This window comes from Streptomyces sp. NPDC006743 (assembly GCF_040703815.1).
In the GTDB taxonomy this organism is placed as follows: Bacteria; Actinomycetota; Actinomycetes; order Streptomycetales; family Streptomycetaceae; genus Streptomyces.
Genome location: NZ_JBEYJA010000069.1, coordinates 1 through 16,368, shown reverse-complemented (window position 1 = coordinate 16,368; position 16,368 = coordinate 1). Strand labels below are relative to the sequence as shown.

General features: G+C 76.0%; 15 protein-coding genes. 10 read left to right on the top strand and 5 right to left on the bottom strand.

Annotated features, from left to right (window positions below; genetic code table 11):
- Positions 1 to 259: 259 nt before the first annotated feature.
- Positions 260 to 1,858: an MFS transporter gene (locus tag ABZ719_RS33850; RefSeq protein ID WP_366728992.1), complete on the top strand. Its 1,599-nt coding sequence runs from the start codon at positions 260 to 262 to the stop codon at positions 1,856 to 1,858.
- Positions 1,859 to 1,979: 121 nt separating this feature from the next.
- Here the strand turns inward: ABZ719_RS33850 and ABZ719_RS33845 are convergent, their stop codons facing one another.
- Positions 1,980 to 3,593 (bottom strand): right-handed parallel beta-helix repeat-containing protein, encoded by a 1,614-nt coding sequence (locus ABZ719_RS33845; protein ID WP_366728991.1) that lies wholly within the window; start codon positions 3,591 to 3,593, stop codon positions 1,980 to 1,982.
- 183 nt (positions 3,594 to 3,776) lie between these two features.
- Here ABZ719_RS33845 and ABZ719_RS33840 point away from each other — a divergent pair, with 183 nt between their 5' ends.
- Positions 3,777 to 3,950, top strand: coding sequence for a CsbD family protein (locus ABZ719_RS33840; protein WP_366728990.1), 174 nt, complete (start codon positions 3,777 to 3,779; stop codon positions 3,948 to 3,950).
- Positions 3,951 to 4,139: 189 nt separating this feature from the next.
- Here the strand turns inward: ABZ719_RS33840 and ABZ719_RS33835 are convergent, their stop codons facing one another.
- Positions 4,140 to 4,673, bottom strand: a complete 534-nt coding sequence (locus tag ABZ719_RS33835; RefSeq protein WP_366728989.1) for a DoxX family membrane protein — start codon at positions 4,671 to 4,673, stop codon at positions 4,140 to 4,142.
- Positions 4,674 to 4,910: 237 nt separating this feature from the next.
- Here ABZ719_RS33835 and ABZ719_RS33830 point away from each other — a divergent pair, with 237 nt between their 5' ends.
- From ABZ719_RS33830 to ABZ719_RS33815, 4 genes are all read left to right on the top strand, one after another.
- Positions 4,911 to 5,435, top strand: a complete 525-nt coding sequence (locus ABZ719_RS33830; protein ID WP_366728988.1) for a hypothetical protein — start codon at positions 4,911 to 4,913, stop codon at positions 5,433 to 5,435.
- Between the two features lie 425 nt (positions 5,436 to 5,860).
- Positions 5,861 to 6,424, top strand: a complete 564-nt coding sequence (locus ABZ719_RS33825) for a hemerythrin domain-containing protein (protein WP_366728987.1) — start codon at positions 5,861 to 5,863, stop codon at positions 6,422 to 6,424.
- A 262-nt stretch (positions 6,425 to 6,686) separates the two neighbouring features.
- Positions 6,687 to 8,291, top strand: a complete 1,605-nt coding sequence (locus ABZ719_RS33820; protein ID WP_366728986.1) for a N,N-dimethylformamidase beta subunit family domain-containing protein — start codon at positions 6,687 to 6,689, stop codon at positions 8,289 to 8,291.
- Between the two features lie 311 nt (positions 8,292 to 8,602).
- The gene (locus ABZ719_RS33815) at positions 8,603 to 9,679 is read left to right on the top strand and encodes a hypothetical protein (RefSeq protein WP_366728985.1); all 1,077 of its coding nucleotides are present in this window, start codon (positions 8,603 to 8,605) and stop codon (positions 9,677 to 9,679) included.
- A gap of 18 nt (positions 9,680 to 9,697) precedes the next feature.
- Here ABZ719_RS33815 and ABZ719_RS33810 read toward each other — a convergent pair whose 3' ends face one another.
- The 3 genes from ABZ719_RS33810 to ABZ719_RS33800 form a co-directional block, all read right to left on the bottom strand.
- Positions 9,698 to 9,910 carry a hypothetical protein gene (locus tag ABZ719_RS33810; RefSeq protein WP_366728984.1) on the bottom strand — a complete coding sequence of 71 codons (213 nt, stop codon included), beginning with the start codon at positions 9,908 to 9,910 and terminating at the stop codon, positions 9,698 to 9,700.
- Positions 9,911 to 10,110: 200 nt separating this feature from the next.
- Positions 10,111 to 10,353 carry a hypothetical protein gene (locus tag ABZ719_RS33805; protein WP_366728983.1) on the bottom strand — a complete coding sequence of 81 codons (243 nt, stop codon included), beginning with the start codon at positions 10,351 to 10,353 and terminating at the stop codon, positions 10,111 to 10,113.
- Positions 10,354 to 10,493: 140 nt separating this feature from the next.
- A complete protein-coding gene (locus tag ABZ719_RS33800) occupies positions 10,494 to 11,774 on the bottom strand; it encodes a SpoIIE family protein phosphatase (protein ID WP_366729002.1) in 1,281 nt (426 codons plus the stop codon).
- A 318-nt stretch (positions 11,775 to 12,092) separates the two neighbouring features.
- Here ABZ719_RS33800 and ABZ719_RS33795 point away from each other — a divergent pair, with 318 nt between their 5' ends.
- From ABZ719_RS33795 to ABZ719_RS33780, 4 genes are all read left to right on the top strand, one after another.
- Positions 12,093 to 12,908, top strand: a complete 816-nt coding sequence (locus ABZ719_RS33795) for an SAM-dependent methyltransferase (protein ID WP_366728982.1) — start codon at positions 12,093 to 12,095, stop codon at positions 12,906 to 12,908.
- 33 nt (positions 12,909 to 12,941) lie between these two features.
- Entirely contained in the window at positions 12,942 to 13,682 is a 741-nt protein-coding gene (locus ABZ719_RS33790; protein ID WP_366728981.1) for an SOS response-associated peptidase, read from the top strand.
- A gap of 748 nt (positions 13,683 to 14,430) precedes the next feature.
- Positions 14,431 to 15,618 carry an AI-2E family transporter gene (locus ABZ719_RS33785; RefSeq protein WP_366728980.1) on the top strand — a complete coding sequence of 396 codons (1,188 nt, stop codon included), beginning with the start codon at positions 14,431 to 14,433 and terminating at the stop codon, positions 15,616 to 15,618.
- Between the two features lie 179 nt (positions 15,619 to 15,797).
- A complete protein-coding gene (locus ABZ719_RS33780) occupies positions 15,798 to 16,211 on the top strand; it encodes an SRPBCC family protein (RefSeq protein WP_366728979.1) in 414 nt (137 codons plus the stop codon).
- The last annotated feature ends 157 nt before the right edge of the window (positions 16,212 to 16,368 follow it).

Sequence of the window (16,368 nt, the reverse complement as noted above, 5' to 3'; positions counted from 1 at the left end):
CCGGAACTCCCGTTCCGTGGGGCGGGCGGAGCGCGGGCCGAGTTGCCCCCACCCCACGAGGAAAACACCTCCGCGGCCGTCCGGCAGCCGCTGCCCGTCCGGCCGTGTCGGCCACGGGCGCTGGAGTGGCCCCGGCGGCGGGAAGCGGCGATCGTGTCCGTGAGGGTGTTCCGCTCCGTGCCTCGGGGGAACGCGCCCCTGGGGCGCGCTGGACGACGAGGGCCGGTGCGCGCTCGAGCCGCGACCGGGAGGAGCGTTCGTGAACAGGCAAGTGCGGTCGGGCGGTGGCCGCGGCGATCCGGCGGGCACGCCCGACCCCAGGCGCTGGAAGGCCCTGTGGGTCACCCTGGCGACCGGTTTCATGAGCCTGCTCGACGTGACGATCGTGGCCGTGGCACTGCCGTCGATGCAGCGCGACCTGGGGGCCTCGGCGGCCTCCGTGCAGTGGGTGGTGTCCGGCTACGCCCTCGCGTTCGCCCTCGTCCTGGTACCCGCGGGGCGGCTGGGCGACGCCATGGGCCGGCGCCGGATCTTCCTGTGCGCCCTGGCCGCCTTCGTCGCGTGCAGCGCCGCAGCGGGCGCCGCGCCCACCATCACCTGGCTGGTCGTGGCACGCCTCGCCCAGGGTGCCTGCGCCGGCTGCCTGGCCCCGCAGAACTCCGCGCTCATCCAGCAGATGTTCCGCGGGGCCGAACGCGGGCGCGCCTTCGGCCTCTTCGGCGCGGTCGTGGGCGTCTCCAGCGCGGTGGGACCGATCACCGGCGGCCTGATCCTCGCACTGGCGCACGGCACGCAGGGCTGGCGCTGGATCTTCTACGTCAACGTCCCCGTCGGCGCCCTCGCGCTCCTGCTGGGCCTGCGGCTGCTGCCCCGCGTGGCGCCCGGCCGCAGGGAACGGCTGGACCTGCCCGGGGTGGCCCTGCTGGGCGTCGGCGTGCTGGCCCTGATGCTGCCCCTGGTGTTCGCGGAGAGCGGCGGACTGCGCAGGCTGTGGTGGCTGTTCCTGCTGGGCCTGGTCCTCCTCGTCTGCTTCGTCCGGTGGGAGAGCAGGGTGGCGGGACGCGACGGACAGCCCCTCCTGGACCCGAGGCTGCTCACCGCCACCCGCGGCTACGGGCTGGGCACGGCGCTGGGCGCGCTGTACTTCGTGGGGTTCAGCGGCGTGTGGCTGGTGTTCGCGCTGTTCTTCCAGAACGGCCTCGGCTACGAGCCGCTGCGCTCGGGCCTCGCGGTGACGCCGTTCGCGATCGGCTCGGCGGCCGCCGCGGTGATCTCCGGCCGGCTGGTGGAACGGCTGGGCCGGCTGCTCACCGTCTGCGGACTGGTGGCGGTGGTGGCGGGGCTGGGCGCGACCGCGCTGATACTGCGCTGGGCACCGTCCGGGGCCCTCACCTGGCTGGCCGCACCCGCCCTGCTCGTCGGCGGACTGGGCAGCGGCTGCGTCATCTCCCCGAACGTCACGATGACGCTGCGGGACGTGCCGGTCCGGATGGCGGGCGCGGCGGGCGGCGCCCTCCAGACCGGCCAGCGGCTGGGCGGCGCCGTCGGCACGGCCGCGCTGCCGGGCCTGTTCTACACGGTGCTCGCCGCCACGGCCGGGGACTACCGTGCCGCGGTCTCCCTCACGGTGGGCTTCGCCCTCGTGGCCATGCTCGCGTCCCTGACGGTGGCGGTCCTCGACTGGCGCCGCGACCACCATGAACGGCCCCCGCGCCGGTCGCCGGGACCCTCCGGCGGACCCGTCCGCCCGCACCCGGACGACGACTCCGCCCACCCGGACGACGAGCCCGCTCACCCGGACGGTCGAACCGGACGGACGCGGGGACGGGACACCTGCGAGGACGCCGGCCGCGGGTGAGGCCCGGCACCCGGCGCGGTACCGCACGCCGTACGTCCGGTACCGCACGCCGTACGTCCGGTACCGCACGCCGTACGTCCGGTACCGCATGCCGTACGCCCGCTTTCGCCGGCCGGCGTCGTCACGCGCCGTCCTCCCGCCACACCCCGCCCGCGGGCCGGGTGTCGAAGGAGGTGGCCGCGCGGGCGTTGCCGCTCAGGTCGTTGTCGAGGACGCGGCCGTCCGTCCAGCTGCCGTCACCGGTGATCCGCATGCCGTGGGTCTGCGTCCTGACCGGCTGGTCGTCCCCGATCCGGTTGCCGTCCATCCGCGGCCGGAGCACGGCCGCGTCGACCGCGAGCCCGGCCCGCACCGCGGGGGCGGCGGGCAGCCGGTAGGGGGAACCGTCCCCGGGGACGCCCTGCGGCCAGGCGGTGCCCGCGCCGGGCCGCAGCGGCGCCAGGTGCAGTTCCGTCCGGGTGTTGCGGGTGACCAGGGCGCCGCGCCCGCCCACCGAGACCTCCTTGCCCAGGTGACCGTCGGCGGGCCAGTCGGCGTTCTTGTCGGTCAGCGACAGCGCGGAGCACCGCACGCCGCTGCCGGTGCTCCCCACGGCCCCCGCGCACCGCCGGCCGTTGCCGCGGATCCGGTTGCCGAGGATCGCGCAGTCCCGCACGGCGGCACCGATACGCACGCCGTCCAGGCCGTTGTCCCGGATGTCGTTGGCTTCCAGCACGATGTCCGCCGCCGCTTCCTCGTCCCCGCCCGCGAGGTTGTGCTCCCAGTAGCCGTACCGTCCGTTGCGGCTGATCCGGTTGCCCCGGAAGGCGTACGGCCCCGGGGTGTTGCCCACCGCCACACCGTCGCGGACGTTGCCGTCGATGACACAGCCCGTGACGATGCCGCCCCGGCCGCCGATGCCCGAGGTGCCCTGGGAGGACACGTCGAACCCGGCCTGGTGGTTGCCGAGCATGGTCGAGGAGGTGACGAGGAGCCCGTCGGCCCCCCAGTCGGAGATGCCGAAGCGGTTGTCCTCGGCGTGGCAGGCGGTGATGCGGATGCCCGCGGGAGGCTCCCACTCCTCGTTCTGCAGTTCGAGGAAGATCCCGTTGGTGCCGTTGCCGACCGCGGTGCACGCGGTGATCGTCAGCCGCTCGACCCGGCCCCAGCCGCCGATCCCGATCCCGATGCCGGCCCCGCCCATCTGCTCACCGCTGTCCTGCCGTCCGCACCGCTCGGCCAGCACACCCTCCACGACCGTGTCCTGGAGGAAGTCGCAGCCGAACCCCGTGGCCGCCGTGTCGTGGACGTACAGGTCGCTGAAGCGTCCGCGCAGCACGTACTGCAGCCCGAGCCCCTTGGCCAGCGGGTCGTACTCCTCGGTCGTCACCCCGGAGCCGTCGATCTCGAAATGGGCGAAGGTGACGTCCGCCAGGTGGTTGTCCGGACCGGCTCCGTGCTGCCGGGCGGTGAACCAGGCCAGCGGCACGGGCGTGCCGCGGTCACCGGCGTTGCACAGCACGAAGCAGGTGGCGCCCCGGCCCTCGCCGACCAGCGAGACGCCGCTGCGCCAGAGCGTGGGCCGGTCGCGCATCAGGTAACGCCCGGCGGGCACGCGCAGCACGCGCGGGCGCCCGTCGGCGGCACAGGCCGCGCCGAGCGCGTCCACCAGACGCTGGAACGCGGGCTGGTCATTGGTGACCCCGTCGCCCGCGAGACCGCGCTCGCGGGCGTCGACCGTCAGGGACTCCGTCATGGCAACGCTCCTTCCGGGATGCTCGGCACCGGGTACCCAGCGCCGCCGCCGGCCACGGCCCGGCCACGCACCCGTCTCCCGGCCCGGCGGACACGTGCGCGCGGGGGCGGGTGAGGTTTGCCGTGCCGCGCTCCGGACACCCGGCGTCGTGACACCGATCTCGACCGCTGGGAGTGAGTGACAGTGGCTGGTGACCAGAAGGCCAAGGGCAAGAAGGAACAGATGAAGGGCAAGGCCAAGGAGACGGCCGGCCGCGCTGTGGGCAACGAGCGGATGACCGCCGAGGGCCGCACCGAGAAGGCCAAGGGCGACGCACGTCAGGCCAAGGAGAAGGGCAAGGACACCCTCAAGCCCTGACTCTCCCGACTTCCCCTGCCCCTACGGGCGGACATGACTTCGCGGGCTCCCCGGATCCGGTCCGGGGAGCCCGCGAAGACATGCCCGTGGCCGCACGCTCACAACGGCTGCACGCTCACGGGGCTGGACGGTGAGCCGTCCAGCCCCGTGAGCGTGCAGCCGCGATCCTCTCGTGCGGGCGCGCCGGCCTCAGACCGGCAGCTTCGCCCGGATCCCGCCGATCGTCGCCGCCGGGACCGCCGCGGCCCGCACCGAGCGGCGCACCAGCCCCGCCCCGCGCCGCACCTCCCGGGCGCCGTGCCGGCCCCTCCACAGCCACGACGGCGCACCACCGGTGTCGTCGGCGGCGATCAGCAGACCGCCGAGCATGGAGAGGTTCTTCAGGAAGTGGATGCGCTGCTGGGCGCGTTCGCCCGGATCCTCCGCCTCCCAGAAACGGTGCCCGGCCACCGTGGTGGGCACCAGCGTGGCCGCCAGGGCCAGGGCGGAGAGCCGGGGCAGCCGTCCCAGGCCCAGCAGGACACCGGCGGCCACCTGGACACCACCGCTCAGCCGTACCACCTGTTCGGTCCGGTCCGGCAGGACCGCCACGCGTTGGGTGAGCGGGCGTACGACGGGCTCGGCCAGCGGAGTGACGCCCTCGGGGTTGCGTACGGAGTTCATCCCTCCGGCGACGAACATGGAGGCGAGCAGGGGACGACCGGCCACGCGCAGCAGACTCATGGTCCTCTCCAGACGTGTGGGGGTGTACGGTCTCCGCCGGGTTCCCGGACCCGTCGGATGCATGCGAGCCGGAGGGCCCGGCCGGATCGGCCGGAACACCGGGCAACCTTCTTCGTCTTCCGGAAGTGTGGCAATTTTCCGGGACATTACGGAACCGGCGAGCGGCGTGGGCCGGTCTTACCTGCCGACCGACGTGCCGGGAACCGCCCGGCCCCATGGACTGGGGGAAACACTCACATGCCCACGCGTGTTCGCAACCGACGCGGCCTGATCGCCGCCTCCGCCCTCGCGGCGGCCCTCTCCCTCGCCGCCGTGACACCGGCCCTGGCCGGCACCGTGGCCTCCCACCCGGCGCCCACGGCCCCCGGCGCCGCCCGGCCGGCGTCCGGGCCGCCCACCGCCGTCCAGGGCGACCCGCGCAGCGTCACGCAGCGGGTCGCCGACTTCTACGGCGCCTACATCGACACGGCCTGGGACGGCTCCGACCCGGCCGCCGCCAGGGCGCTGAAGGCCTTCTACCTGTCCGCGGACGCGCGCAGAAAGGTCGCCGCGTACGAGGCCAGGGAGCACGCGGACGGCATCCTCTTCGCCCAGAACGTGCCGGTGAAGTGGAAGGTGGCCTACGCCGGTTCGGGCGGCGGCCACGCCACCAGCAGGGTCACGCTCACCTGGAGCGACGGCCGGAACGCCCAGGTGACGAAGATCGACGTGCGGTCCGATCTGAGGACCCGCAGGATCACCGACCTGAAGCCGGTCCGCTGACGGACCCCGACGGCGTCTGCCGCCGCCCCCACGGGCCTGCCCCGCGGGGGCGGCGGCACACCCGCGGCCCCTCGGGTCCGGATCCGGCCAGGGCAGCCGCCCGGGCGCCGCGGTTCCGCCGCCGCGCCCGGGGCACCCGGCGGCCCGCGGACGCCGGAACGACGCCTCCACCCGCCGGGCCGCCCGCCGCCGCCCCGCGCGGACCACCGCCCCGCGCGGACCACCGCCCCGCGCGGACCGGCGCCCCGCGCGGACCGGCGCCGTGCGCGGCCGCGACCTGCGCCGCGCACACCCCGAGCCGGACGGCAACCCGGGCGCGCCCGCTCGCGTGAGCCTTCGTCCGGCGGTGTGTTCCGCTCCGCGCCGGGAACCCGGCGGGCGGTCCACCGGTGACACACCACCTTCGAGGAGCGAGGAGCGCTGCCATGGGACACGGCGGAGACGTCATCCAGGAACTGACCACCGACCACCGTGAGGTGGAGGAGATCTTCGCGCAGATCGAGGCCCTCCCGACGGGGGACAAGAGGCGCAAGGACCTCGCGGACCAGGCCACCATCGAACTGGTCCGGCACTCCGTGGCGGAGGAGATGTACCTGTACCCGGCCGTGCGCCAGTACCTGCGGGACGGGGACGCGATCGCCGACCGCGAGGTCCAGGACCACGCCGAGGCCGAGCGGACGATGAAGGACCTGGAGGGCTGCGAGGCCGACGACGCCCGGTTCGACCAGCTCATGGGGCGTCTGATGCGGGAGATCCGCGAGCACGTGACGGACGAGGAGCAGAACCTGTTCCCGCAGTTGCGCGAGGCGGCCACCCCCGAGGAGCTGGAGCAGCTCGGCGAGAAGGTGCGTACGGCGAAGAAGACGGCGCCGACGCGGCCGCACCCCTCCGCCCCCGACACCCCTCCCGCGAACAAGCTCCTGGCACCCGGCGCCGGCATGGTCGACCGGATCAGGGACGCGCTGTCGGGGCGCGGCAAGACCGGCTGACCCGCGTGGCAGTCCCGGCAGCGCGCCGGTGAGTCCGCACGCGGGGCCGCCGTGACCGAACCGGTCCCGGCGGCCCCGTCGCGACACGCCTGCCCGAGCCCGCGCGACCACGCGGGCCCGCACCCCGGGAGGACGGGTGAGCCCCGACCACGGACAGCCGCGCCACCCGCGGCGAGCCCACCGGCGCCAGGACGTCCGGAGGGACCCTGGGGACCTGACGGCCAAGGTGGACCTGACGGCCGCGACGGTTCCGACGGACTTCATGGATCCGACGGACCTCACCGGCCTCGCGCACACCGACCGCGCGACCCCGGCGGACGACGCCGGGGAGCACGGCGGCCGCGGGCTGCCGCGCAGGGCCTTCCTCGGGGTGTGCGCCGGGGCGGTGGGGCTCGGCGCGACGGCCGCCTGCGACTCCCCGGCCTCCCGCCGCACCCCGCCCGCAGCCGGCCGCCACCGGCCCGAGGCGGAACGGGACCGTCCGGGCAGCGGCGACTGGCGGATCACGTCGGCCGGACCGCCGGACGCGGTGGCGGGCTACACCGACCGCGTCAGCGTCCTCCCGGGGGAGGAATGCGGGCTGCACGTGTCGACCACGGCGGCGTCGTTCCGGGTCTCGGCGTTCCGCGTCGGCTGGTACGGGGGGACGTACGCCCGTCTGGTGTGGCGCTCGGCGCCGGTGCGGGGGCGCGCCCGCCCGCCCGGCCGCCTGCTGGACGCGACCCGGACCGTCCGGGCGCGGTGGCCGCGTACGCTCACCGTCGGCACGGACGGCTGGCCCGAGGGCGCCTATCTGCTGCGCCTGGACGCGGACAACGGCCACCAGCGCTACCTCCCGCTGATCGTGCGCTCCGCCCACGGCGCCGGCCGCACCGTCCTGCTGCACGCCCCGGCCACCTGGCAGGCGTACAACCGGTGGGGCGGCTACAGCCTCTACGACGGAGCCTCGGGCGCCTACGCCACCCGCTCCCTCGCCGTCAGCTTCGACCGGCCCTACGACAAGAACGGCGCCGAGAAGTTCCTGACGTACGAGTGGGCGGCCGTGGTCCTGGCCGAACGGCTCGGCCTGCCCCTGGCCTACACCACCGGCACCGACCTGCACCGCGACCCCGGGGTCCTGCGGGGAGCCACCGCCCTGATCTGCCTGGGGCACGACGAGTACTGGACACCCGAGCAGCGCGCGCACGTCACCGCCGCCCGGGACGCGGGCACCAACGTGGCCTTCCTCGGCGCCAACACCTGTTTCCGCAGAGTCCGGTTGGAGGCCGGTGAGGCGGACGAGGGGCGCACCGTCGTCTGCTACAAGTCCTCCTTCCGGGACGACCCCTGCTACCCGACCCGTCCGGACCAGGTCACCACCGACTTCCGGCAGGCCCCGGCCGCCGACCCCGAGTCGTCCCTCACCGGGGTGCTCTACGAGGGCTACCCGGTGGACGCCCCCTACGTGGTGCAGGCGGCGGACCACTGGCTCCACGAGGGCACCGGAGCGCGCGCCGGCGAGAGCTTCGCCCACCTGGTCGGGGTGGAGTACGACCGGGTCACCCCCGGTGCGCCCGTCCCCGCCCCGCCGGAGATCACCGCTCACTCGCCGCTGGTCCACGCCGGGGCCCGCAGCCACAGCGACTCGGCGTACGACACGGTTCCCGGCGGCGCGGGCGTCTTCGCCACCGGCACCATGCGCTGGGTGGAGGCGCTGACGGCGGGAACCGGTGAACTGGGCCGCGACCACGGCATGGACGCCCGCACCCGCGCCTTCGTCACCCGCACCACGGAGAACCTGCTCCGGGCGTTCGCCGAGAGCCCCGCCGCCCGCCACCGCCCGGCACCACGCCCCAACGCGCACCGGCTGTACAGAACGAAGGCGTGAACCCACCGTCCCGGCCGCCCGCCGCCCGGCCTGTTCTGACCGCCCGACCGGCCCCGCGGGGGCGCCGCCGAGGCGGACCGCCGAGGAGGCTGAGGCGGACCGCAGGGACGGAGAGTCCGGGGCGGGCCGCCGGACGGACGGCCGGGACGGGCCGTCCCGCGCCGACGGTCGGAACCGGCCGTCGGCGCCCGCCGGGGAGGGGAGGCCCGGGCGGGCCGCCCGGAAGCCGTGCGGGCTCCCCGTCCCCTGCGCCCCGCGGCCTCCCTCGCTCCACCGGGCACGAGCGCTGTCCGGGGCGGACACTGGACCGCATGACTCCTCCGTCCGTGTCCAGGGGCCGGCCGGTCGGGCGCCGGACGGTGCTGCTCGGCATGGCGGGGACCGCGCTCGGCGCGGCCGGCTGCACCGGCGTGTCGGGCCGCACCGCCGCCGGACACCGCGGCACCGCACCCACCGCACCCGGTCACGGCGTCACCACCCGCGCACCGGCCGGTGCCGGTACGGGTCCGCCCGCGTCCCGCGCCGCCTCACCGGCTCCGTCCGGGGCCGTTCCGCCGCTGCCCCGCACCAGACCGTGGCGCCCCACGTCCGCCGAGGTCGAACCGGCGGCGAAACTGAGCGCCGTCGAGCTGATCGAGGCACTGGGCGCCTGGCCGAGCGGCGGGGGCGGCCCGGCCGCGGCGCGGGCCAGAGCGGCCGCGGCGCACCAGCGGCCGGCGCTGGCCGCCCAGGCCGGCCCCCTGCTGCCCGCGGCCGACGAGGCGGTGCTCCAGGTGGTCGACGCCCAGTACGGCGGGATCCTCGCCGACGCGGCGAGCGTGCTCGTCGTGTGCCGGCAGTGGACCCGGCGGAAAGCCACCGTCACGGCGGGCGGTACGACGGTCGACGTACGGCTCGCCCGCAGCGGCCGCGGGTGGATCGTCACCGCCCTGCACCCGGCCCGGCCGGGGCCGCCCGAGCCGGCGCCCCCGGCGGCGGCGCGCAAGGTGCTGGCCGACCCGCGGATCGAACTGCCGTCCGCCGCCGCGGCGGATCTGCGCGGCGGCCGCGTCCACGACAGCGTGCTCACCGCGATGCTCCGGCTCGCCGGGACGTACCGGATCTCCGTGAGCGTGGTCCGCTCCGGGCACCCCCTGGACGTCTTCGGCACCAGCCGTCCCAGCGACCACCCGCGCGGGCGGGCCTTCGACGTGTGGCGGATCGACGGCCGTCCGGTCGTCGATCCGCGCACCCCCCGCTCCCTGGTCGAGCACTTCATGCGGGACGCGGCGGACGCCGGTTCCTACAACGTCGGCGGCCCGGTGCGGCTGTCCGGCGGGACGCGACCGGACCAGTTCTTCAGCGACGCCACCCACCACGACCACGTGCACGTCGGCTTCCGCACCTGAGCCCTGGGGCGGCGCGGGTCAGGCCAGCGCGAGCATCAGGGCGGCCACGAAGGTCAGGGCCGCCAACGGCACCACGACCAGCAGGGCGCACTCGGCCCAGGCCGGCGGGCCCCCGCCGTCCCCCGCGGAACGATCGCTCGTCCGGCGTCCCGGGCCCGGTCCGGCGAAGGCCCGGCCGGAACCGAGCAGCGAGCGGCACCAGGGACAGTCACCGTCCTCCCACGTTTCCATGCCGCGCTCAACGACCGGCCGGGGCCCGGGCAACGCCCCCGCCGGCCATCGTGATGCGGCCGTCACCGGTCCGTGAGCAAGCGGTGCCCGGGCAGACGCCCCGGCCGCCCGCGACCCGGCCCGCCCCGCGCCCGCGATCCGTCCCGCCGGGCGGCCGACAGCGTCCGCGCCGACGGTGCGGGACACCGGCGGCTGCGGCCTCACAGGCCCGGGATCCCGCGGGGCACCGGCACCGCGGGCACCGCGGTGTTCCCGCCCGCCCGCGGGTCCGGCACCCCGCCGCCCGCTCCGGCGCCCCACGGCCGCAGGAGCGGCGCGCCGCGGCCGCCGCTCACCGGGGAGGGCGGGGGCGCGTCCGCGTGCGAGTGCGTGACGGGCGCGCACGGCGGCCAGGCGAGGGGGCGGTCGGGGGAGGCCGGCACGGCCCGGGAGGTGCTGTCCATGCCGGGGGCAACGGCGGACCCGAGCCGTCCGTACGGGCCCTGCTGCCTCCCTCACCGCATCAGGTGAGGACACCGCTCCAACGGCCGCGTCCGCTCGTGCGACAAACAGCCCGCACGGCGTGCGGCACGGCCGGCGCCGCTCACTTCCGGCCGGGAGTCAGCTCGGCCAGCAGCAGTGTCCGGTCGTCGGTGACGTCGTCGCAGCCGGAGCCGGCCAGCAGCCGCCCGCACAGCGCGGGCAGCGCGTCGGGCTCGGCGGGGTCCGGTATGCCCTCCGCCCCGTCGTCGAGGGCGCGGGCCAGGCGGGTGATGCCCTGGTCGATGTCCTGCGTGCGGGACTCGACCAGCCCGTCGCTGTAGAGCAGCAGCAGGGCGGGCTCGGACAGGTGCAGCTCGGTCGGTTCGTGCCGGCCCGTGCCCAGGCCGAGCGGCAGCCCCGGGGTGGCGAGCGAGACCGGCACCGCCGGGCCGCCGGGCCCGCGCACCAGCGGGGGCGGATGCCCGGCCCCGACGAAGGTGCACGTGCGCAGATCCGCGTCCCACTCCGCGTACATGCAGGTGGCGAACGGCGCGCCGGGGGTGTCCCCGGCGACGGCGTCCAGCCGGTGCAGCAGTTCGCTGGGGCCGATGTCGAGGCCCGCCAGGGTCCGTACGGCGGTGCGCAGCTGGATCATGGCGACGGCGGACTCCGGTCCGTGGCCCATCGCGTCGCCGACGATCAGCCCGAGGCGGCGCCCGGCCCGGGGCAGGACGTCGAACCAGTCCCCGCCGATGACGTTGTCCTGTCCGGCGGGCCGGTAGCCGTGGGCGACCCGGCAGCCGTCGAAGGCCTGCCCGGTGTCCGGGAGCAGGCTGCGGCGGATGGCCAGGGCGGTGCGGCGCTCGCGCTCGTAGCGTCGGGCGTTGTCGAGCGCGACGCCGGCCCGGGAGCCGAGCGACTCGACGGCCACGGCCTCACCGCGGGCGAACGGCTCCCGGTCCGGGCCGCGGGTGCAGGCGATGAAACCGACGGCCGTGCCGCGCAGGCGCAGCGGCACGATGAGGAAGGACGCGGTGCGCAGCAGGGCGTCCACGCCCGCGTGTTCCGGCGCGGTCTTGCGCAGCCGTTCGACGGTGTGCTCGTCCACGCCGTCGAGCAGTTGCGTCTGCCCGGTCGCGATGGCCCGCGCGTACGGCGTCTCGCGCGGGAACACCAGCACCTCGTCGGCCGGGAGCAGGTGCTCCCAGTCCTCGGTGGCGTCCGCCCCTATGCGCAGGGCGAGCCTGCGGGCCTCGATCTGCGGCGGATCGGCCGTCCTGCGCGGCTGTTCCTCCAGGAGCCAGCGCTGGAGCAGGTAGACCGAGGCGGCGTCGCAGAAGCCGGGCGCCAGCGCGTGCACGACGTGGCGGCCGGTCAGCCGCAGATCGAGTTCCGAACCGATGGCGTCCGCGGCGGGCGAGAAGTGCCGGCGGCGGACCGCGGCCGAGGGGCGGGGGCGTTCGGACTCACGGGCGACGCGGGGTTCGGTGGGTTCTGTGTTCCGCAGGGTCGTTGCCTTCCGGGTGGGGCCGGTGTCGGCGTGGGGCGGTCCGGGCGTGCGGTCCGTGCGGTCGGGCGGGCGGCAGGGTCGGCCGGGGGAGCGGTCGGTGCTGGTGCGGGGACTGGCGCTGGTGGCGGTGCGGGTGGGCAGGCGGTGGCGTATGCCGTGGGCAACTATATGATGCCCAGTCAAGGTCGCTGACGAGCAGGGGAGTTGGTCATGCCCGACCAGGGAGACGGTCTGCCGCGGGGTGTCGATCCGGGCAAGGCCAGCGTGGCCAGGATGTACGACGCCATGCTGGGCGGGGAGCACAACTTCGCCATAGACCGGGAGGCGGTGGCCGCCTTCACGGCGATCGACCCCCAGGTGCGCACCCTGGCCCGCGCCAACCGGGCCTTCCTCGGCCGCGCGGTGCGCTTCCTGGTGGACGCGGGCGTCCGCCAGTTCATCGACCTGGGCTCGGGCATCCCCACCCAGGGCAACGTCCACGAGGTCGCCCAGGCGGCCGCCCCCGGTGCCCGGGTGGTCTACGTGGACAACGACCCGGTGGCGGTCGCGCACAGCGAGGCACTGCTCGCCGACGATCCGGACGCGGCGATCGTGGCCGCCGACATCAGACGCCCCGAGGAGATAGTGGGCGCACCCGAGGTGCGCAAGCTCATCGACTTCGAGCAGCCGGTCGCTGTCCTGATGATCACGATCCTGCACTTCGTCACGCCGGAGGAGGATCCGGCCGGCATCGTGGCCGCGTTCCGGGACGCGCTGCCCGCCGGGAGCTGGCTCGCGCTGACCCATGCCACGGACGAGGACCGTCCGGACACCGCGGCCGCCGTCGGGCAGTTGTACCGCGACCGGGCGACCTCCCCCGTCACGGCCCGCTCCCACGACGCGATCGCGGCCCTCTTCGACGGCTTCGACCTGGTGGAGCCGGGACTGGTCCACGTCCCCCTGTGGCGCCCCGACCGGGAGGACGAGCTCCCGCGCGACCCCTCCTCGTACTGGGTGTACGCGGGCGTGGGCCGCAAGACCGCGTAGGCGGGCGCGCGGGGCCCGTGGCAGGCTGGCCGCATGTGCGGCCGCTACGTCTCCACCCGCGGACCCGAGGAACTGGCCCGGCACTTCGGGGTGAGCCGGTGGAACCCCGAGCAGACGCTGGAGCCCAGCTGGAACGTCGCGCCGACGGACGGCGTCTGGGCCGTCCTGGAGCGCCCCCCGCGCGGGGAGCGGGCGACGGCCGCCGCCCGGCGCGAGCTGCGGGTGCTGCGCTGGGGACTGGTGCCGTCCTGGGCGAAGGACGTGAGCACCGGCGCCCGGCTGATCAACGCCCGGGTGGAGACCGTGCACGAGAAGCCCGCCTTCCGCCGCGCCTTCGCCGCACGCCGCTGCCTGCTGCCCGCCGACGGATTCTACGAATGGCAGCCGGCCGGGACCGGGGGCGGCAGGACGCGCAAACAGCCGTACTTCATCCACCCGCACGACGGCACGGTGATGGCGCTCGCCGGACTGTACGAGTACTGGCGCGACCCGTCGGTGAAGGACGACGACGACCCGGCCGCCTGGCTGACGACCTGCACCGTCATCACCACGGACGCCACCGACGCGACCGGCCGGATCCACCCGCGCATGCCGCTCGCGCTCGCCCCGGAGCGCTACGACGCCTGGCTCGACCCCGGCCGCCGGGACCCCGGCGGGCTGCGGGAGCTGCTGGCGCCGCCGGCGGACGGGCAACTCGACGTCCGGCCCGTCTCCCCGGCCGTCAACGACGTCCGCAACAACGGTCCGGACCTCCTCGCCCGGGTCTCCCCCTGACGTGGGGGAGGGGCTCCGTCACTCGTCCACTCGTCCGCGGGTGCGCGAGGGCGCGGGGCGCGGGGTGCGCTCATTGCGCCGTCTCCGGCCCGTGCGGCGCAGCGACGGGAGAAACGGGGCGCGGTCGTCCCCGGCCGGGGCGGCGAAGCACCAGGCGAGCACCTCGTCGGCGACCTGGTCGCCGGGGCCCGCTGGCCCGCGGGGGTGAGGTGGTGCTCGATCCGCCGGCCCCGCTCCGGGCGGGGCGCTCGACGGGACGCCCTCAGCCTCTCCGCGGCCGGCACCGGATGCCCGGTGCCGGCCCCGTACGGCGGAGGCTGCGGCACCGCCATCGGCTCCGCCGCCCGCCTCTCCCGCTCCGCCCGCACCCTCACCCTGTCCACCCCGGCTGGGAGGGGCGCCCCCGCCCTGCCCGGCTGACCGGCGCCGTCGCCGACCGGGCCGTGCTGCCGCAGGGCCGGCACGGCCACCCTGCGCGTCCGCGCCGGGCCGGGGCGCCTCGCCCGGCTCGGCCGGCCCGCCGCCACCGTCGCCCCGATCGACGCCCGCATGGGCCGGACGGGGAGCCCTGTCCTCCGATGACCGGCACCCTGGCGCGTTGCACCCCGGCCCCGGCCCGGCCGCACCGTACCGTGCTCTGGACGTGACCGGCGGCCGCGTGCCCGGGACGTGAGCGGCGGCCGCGGGCCCCGGGGCGGCCGACGGTCGCGTGCTCGGGGTGTGACCGGCGGTGGCAACGGGAGGCGCGGTGGCGGATGCGGGCGGTGCGGCGGCCGGGCGGGGCCGCGGGCGCCGGCCGGGCGAGCCGGTCCTGGGCAGCAGACCGGCGTACTCCGCGCGGCTCGCGCCGCGCTTCCGCCCGGTGCGGACGACGCCCGCCGCCGAGCACCCCCGGGCCGAGCGCACGGTGCCCTGGCTGCGTGTCGCCGCTTCCTACGCCTGGCGCCTCATCCTCGTCGGCGCCGCCGTCTACGGCGTCTTCACCGTCCTGGGCCGCTTCCAGCTCATCGCCGTGGCCCTGTTCGTCGCGCTGGTCGTCACCTCGGTCCTGCGCCCCTTCGCCGACCTGCTGAACCGGCTGCTGCCCAGGGCGCTGTGCGTCGCCGTCGTCCTCGTGGGCAGCCTCCTCCTCCTGTCCGGCCTGCTGGCCTTCGTGGGCGAGGCGGTGGCGGGCCAGTGGGGGCAGCTCACGTCCGAGCTGACCGGTGGCATCCACCGGATCGAGCAGTGGCTCCAGCGCCCGCCGTTCCGCCTCAGCCCCGGCAAGCTCTCCGCGCTGCAGGAGCAGTTCCTCTCCTACCTGGCCGCCCACCGGGCGAGCCTCGTCAACAGTGCCGTCAGCGGTCTCGGGCGCGTCGTCGAACTGGTGACGGCCGCCGCGCTCGCGCTGTTCACCTCCGTCTTCTTCATCCACTCCGGCGAGCGCCTGTGGAGCTGGGCGCGCGACCAGCTGCTGCCCAGCGGGGCCCGGGAGGTGTGGGACCGGGGCGGCCACGCGGCCTGGCGCGCGTTCGCCGGGTACACCCGCGGCATCATCATCGTCGCCGCCACCAACGCCGTACTCGTCGGTGCCGCCCTGTTCGTGCTGCGGGTGCCGCTCGCACTGCCGCTGGCCCTGCTGGAGTTCTTCGCCGCCTTCATCCCGCTGGTCGGCTCGCCGGTCGCCCTGGCGGTGGCCACCGTCGTCGCGCTCGCCGGACGCGGTCCGGTCACCGCGCTGGCCGTGATCGTGCTCATCGTCGTCATCGGGGAACTCGAAGGCCACGTCCTGCATCCGGTGGTGATGAGCTGGGCGGTCCGGCTGCACCCGCTCGTGGTGGCCGTCTCCGTCATCGCGGGCAGCATCGTCGCCGGGGTGATCGGCGCGATCGTGGCCGTCCCCCTCGTCTCGGTCGTCTGGGCCGTCCTGCGGGCCCTGCGCCCCGGACCGACGTAGGGCGTGTGCGGAAAGCAGCGCCGTCCGCCCGGACACCGCGGGGCAAACGGGACTTTCGCCACGCCCCCTGGCGCCGCCGGGGCCGGCTCCGCCGCGGCAGCGCGCCGCACGGACTTTTCGGCCGGCCCGGAACGGGCACGCGGTCCTGGTACGACTCCGAGCCGAGGGACGGTGCCGCGATGGCCGAATACGAACGTTCCCGCACGATGCCCGCACAGCCCGAGCAGGTCTTCGACCAAGCCGCCGACATCGGCCGGCTCGACGCGTGGATGCCCGACGCGCTGCACGTGCGCGCCGGGGAACCGCCCGCCGTCACCGTGCACGAGGACGCCACCGGCGAGGACACCTCGGCCCTGCTGCGCACCGAACGCGACCAGATGCGGGTCGAATGGGGCACCCGCGAGCAGGGCGGCTACGCGGGCTGGCTCCAGGTCGCCGGCATCGGCAGCGGCGCCAGCGAGGTGACCGTGCACCTGTCGTTCTTCGAGGACAGCCACGACCCGGGGGAGCGGGCCGCCTGCGAGGCGCTCGACAGCAGCCTGCGGAGGCTGGAGGAGCAGGTGCGGATACGGGTCGACAACGCGGCCGGCTGAGCCCCGCCCGGACGGGGCGCGGCGCACATCCCGCTCATCCCCACGCTCCCTCACACACGCCACGGCGTGCGGTCCGCGGGCCGCACGCCGGGGGGGAGATGGTTGTGGGGTCGCGGTAAGCCTCCACCCCCCAGGCCGCCACCCCCCCCGAGGCCGC

Coding starts and splice junctions, on each gene's coding strand:
- ABZ719_RS33845 (WP_366728991.1), bottom strand. CDS start 3,593: ATGACGGAGTCCCTGACGGTCGACGCCCGCGAGCGCGGTCTCGCGGGC.
- ABZ719_RS33835 (WP_366728989.1), bottom strand. CDS start 4,673: ATGAGTCTGCTGCGCGTGGCCGGTCGTCCCCTGCTCGCCTCCATGTTC.
- ABZ719_RS33830 (WP_366728988.1), top strand. CDS start 4,911: ATGCCCACGCGTGTTCGCAACCGACGCGGCCTGATCGCCGCCTCCGCC.
- ABZ719_RS33825 (WP_366728987.1), top strand. CDS start 5,861: ATGGGACACGGCGGAGACGTCATCCAGGAACTGACCACCGACCACCGT.
- ABZ719_RS33820 (WP_366728986.1), top strand. CDS start 6,687: ATGGATCCGACGGACCTCACCGGCCTCGCGCACACCGACCGCGCGACC.
- ABZ719_RS33815 (WP_366728985.1), top strand. CDS start 8,603: ATGACTCCTCCGTCCGTGTCCAGGGGCCGGCCGGTCGGGCGCCGGACG.
- ABZ719_RS33810 (WP_366728984.1), bottom strand. CDS start 9,910: ATGGAAACGTGGGAGGACGGTGACTGTCCCTGGTGCCGCTCGCTGCTC.
- ABZ719_RS33805 (WP_366728983.1), bottom strand. CDS start 10,353: ATGGACAGCACCTCCCGGGCCGTGCCGGCCTCCCCCGACCGCCCCCTC.
- ABZ719_RS33795 (WP_366728982.1), top strand. CDS start 12,093: ATGCCCGACCAGGGAGACGGTCTGCCGCGGGGTGTCGATCCGGGCAAG.
- ABZ719_RS33790 (WP_366728981.1), top strand. CDS start 12,942: ATGTGCGGCCGCTACGTCTCCACCCGCGGACCCGAGGAACTGGCCCGG.
- ABZ719_RS33780 (WP_366728979.1), top strand. CDS start 15,798: ATGGCCGAATACGAACGTTCCCGCACGATGCCCGCACAGCCCGAGCAG.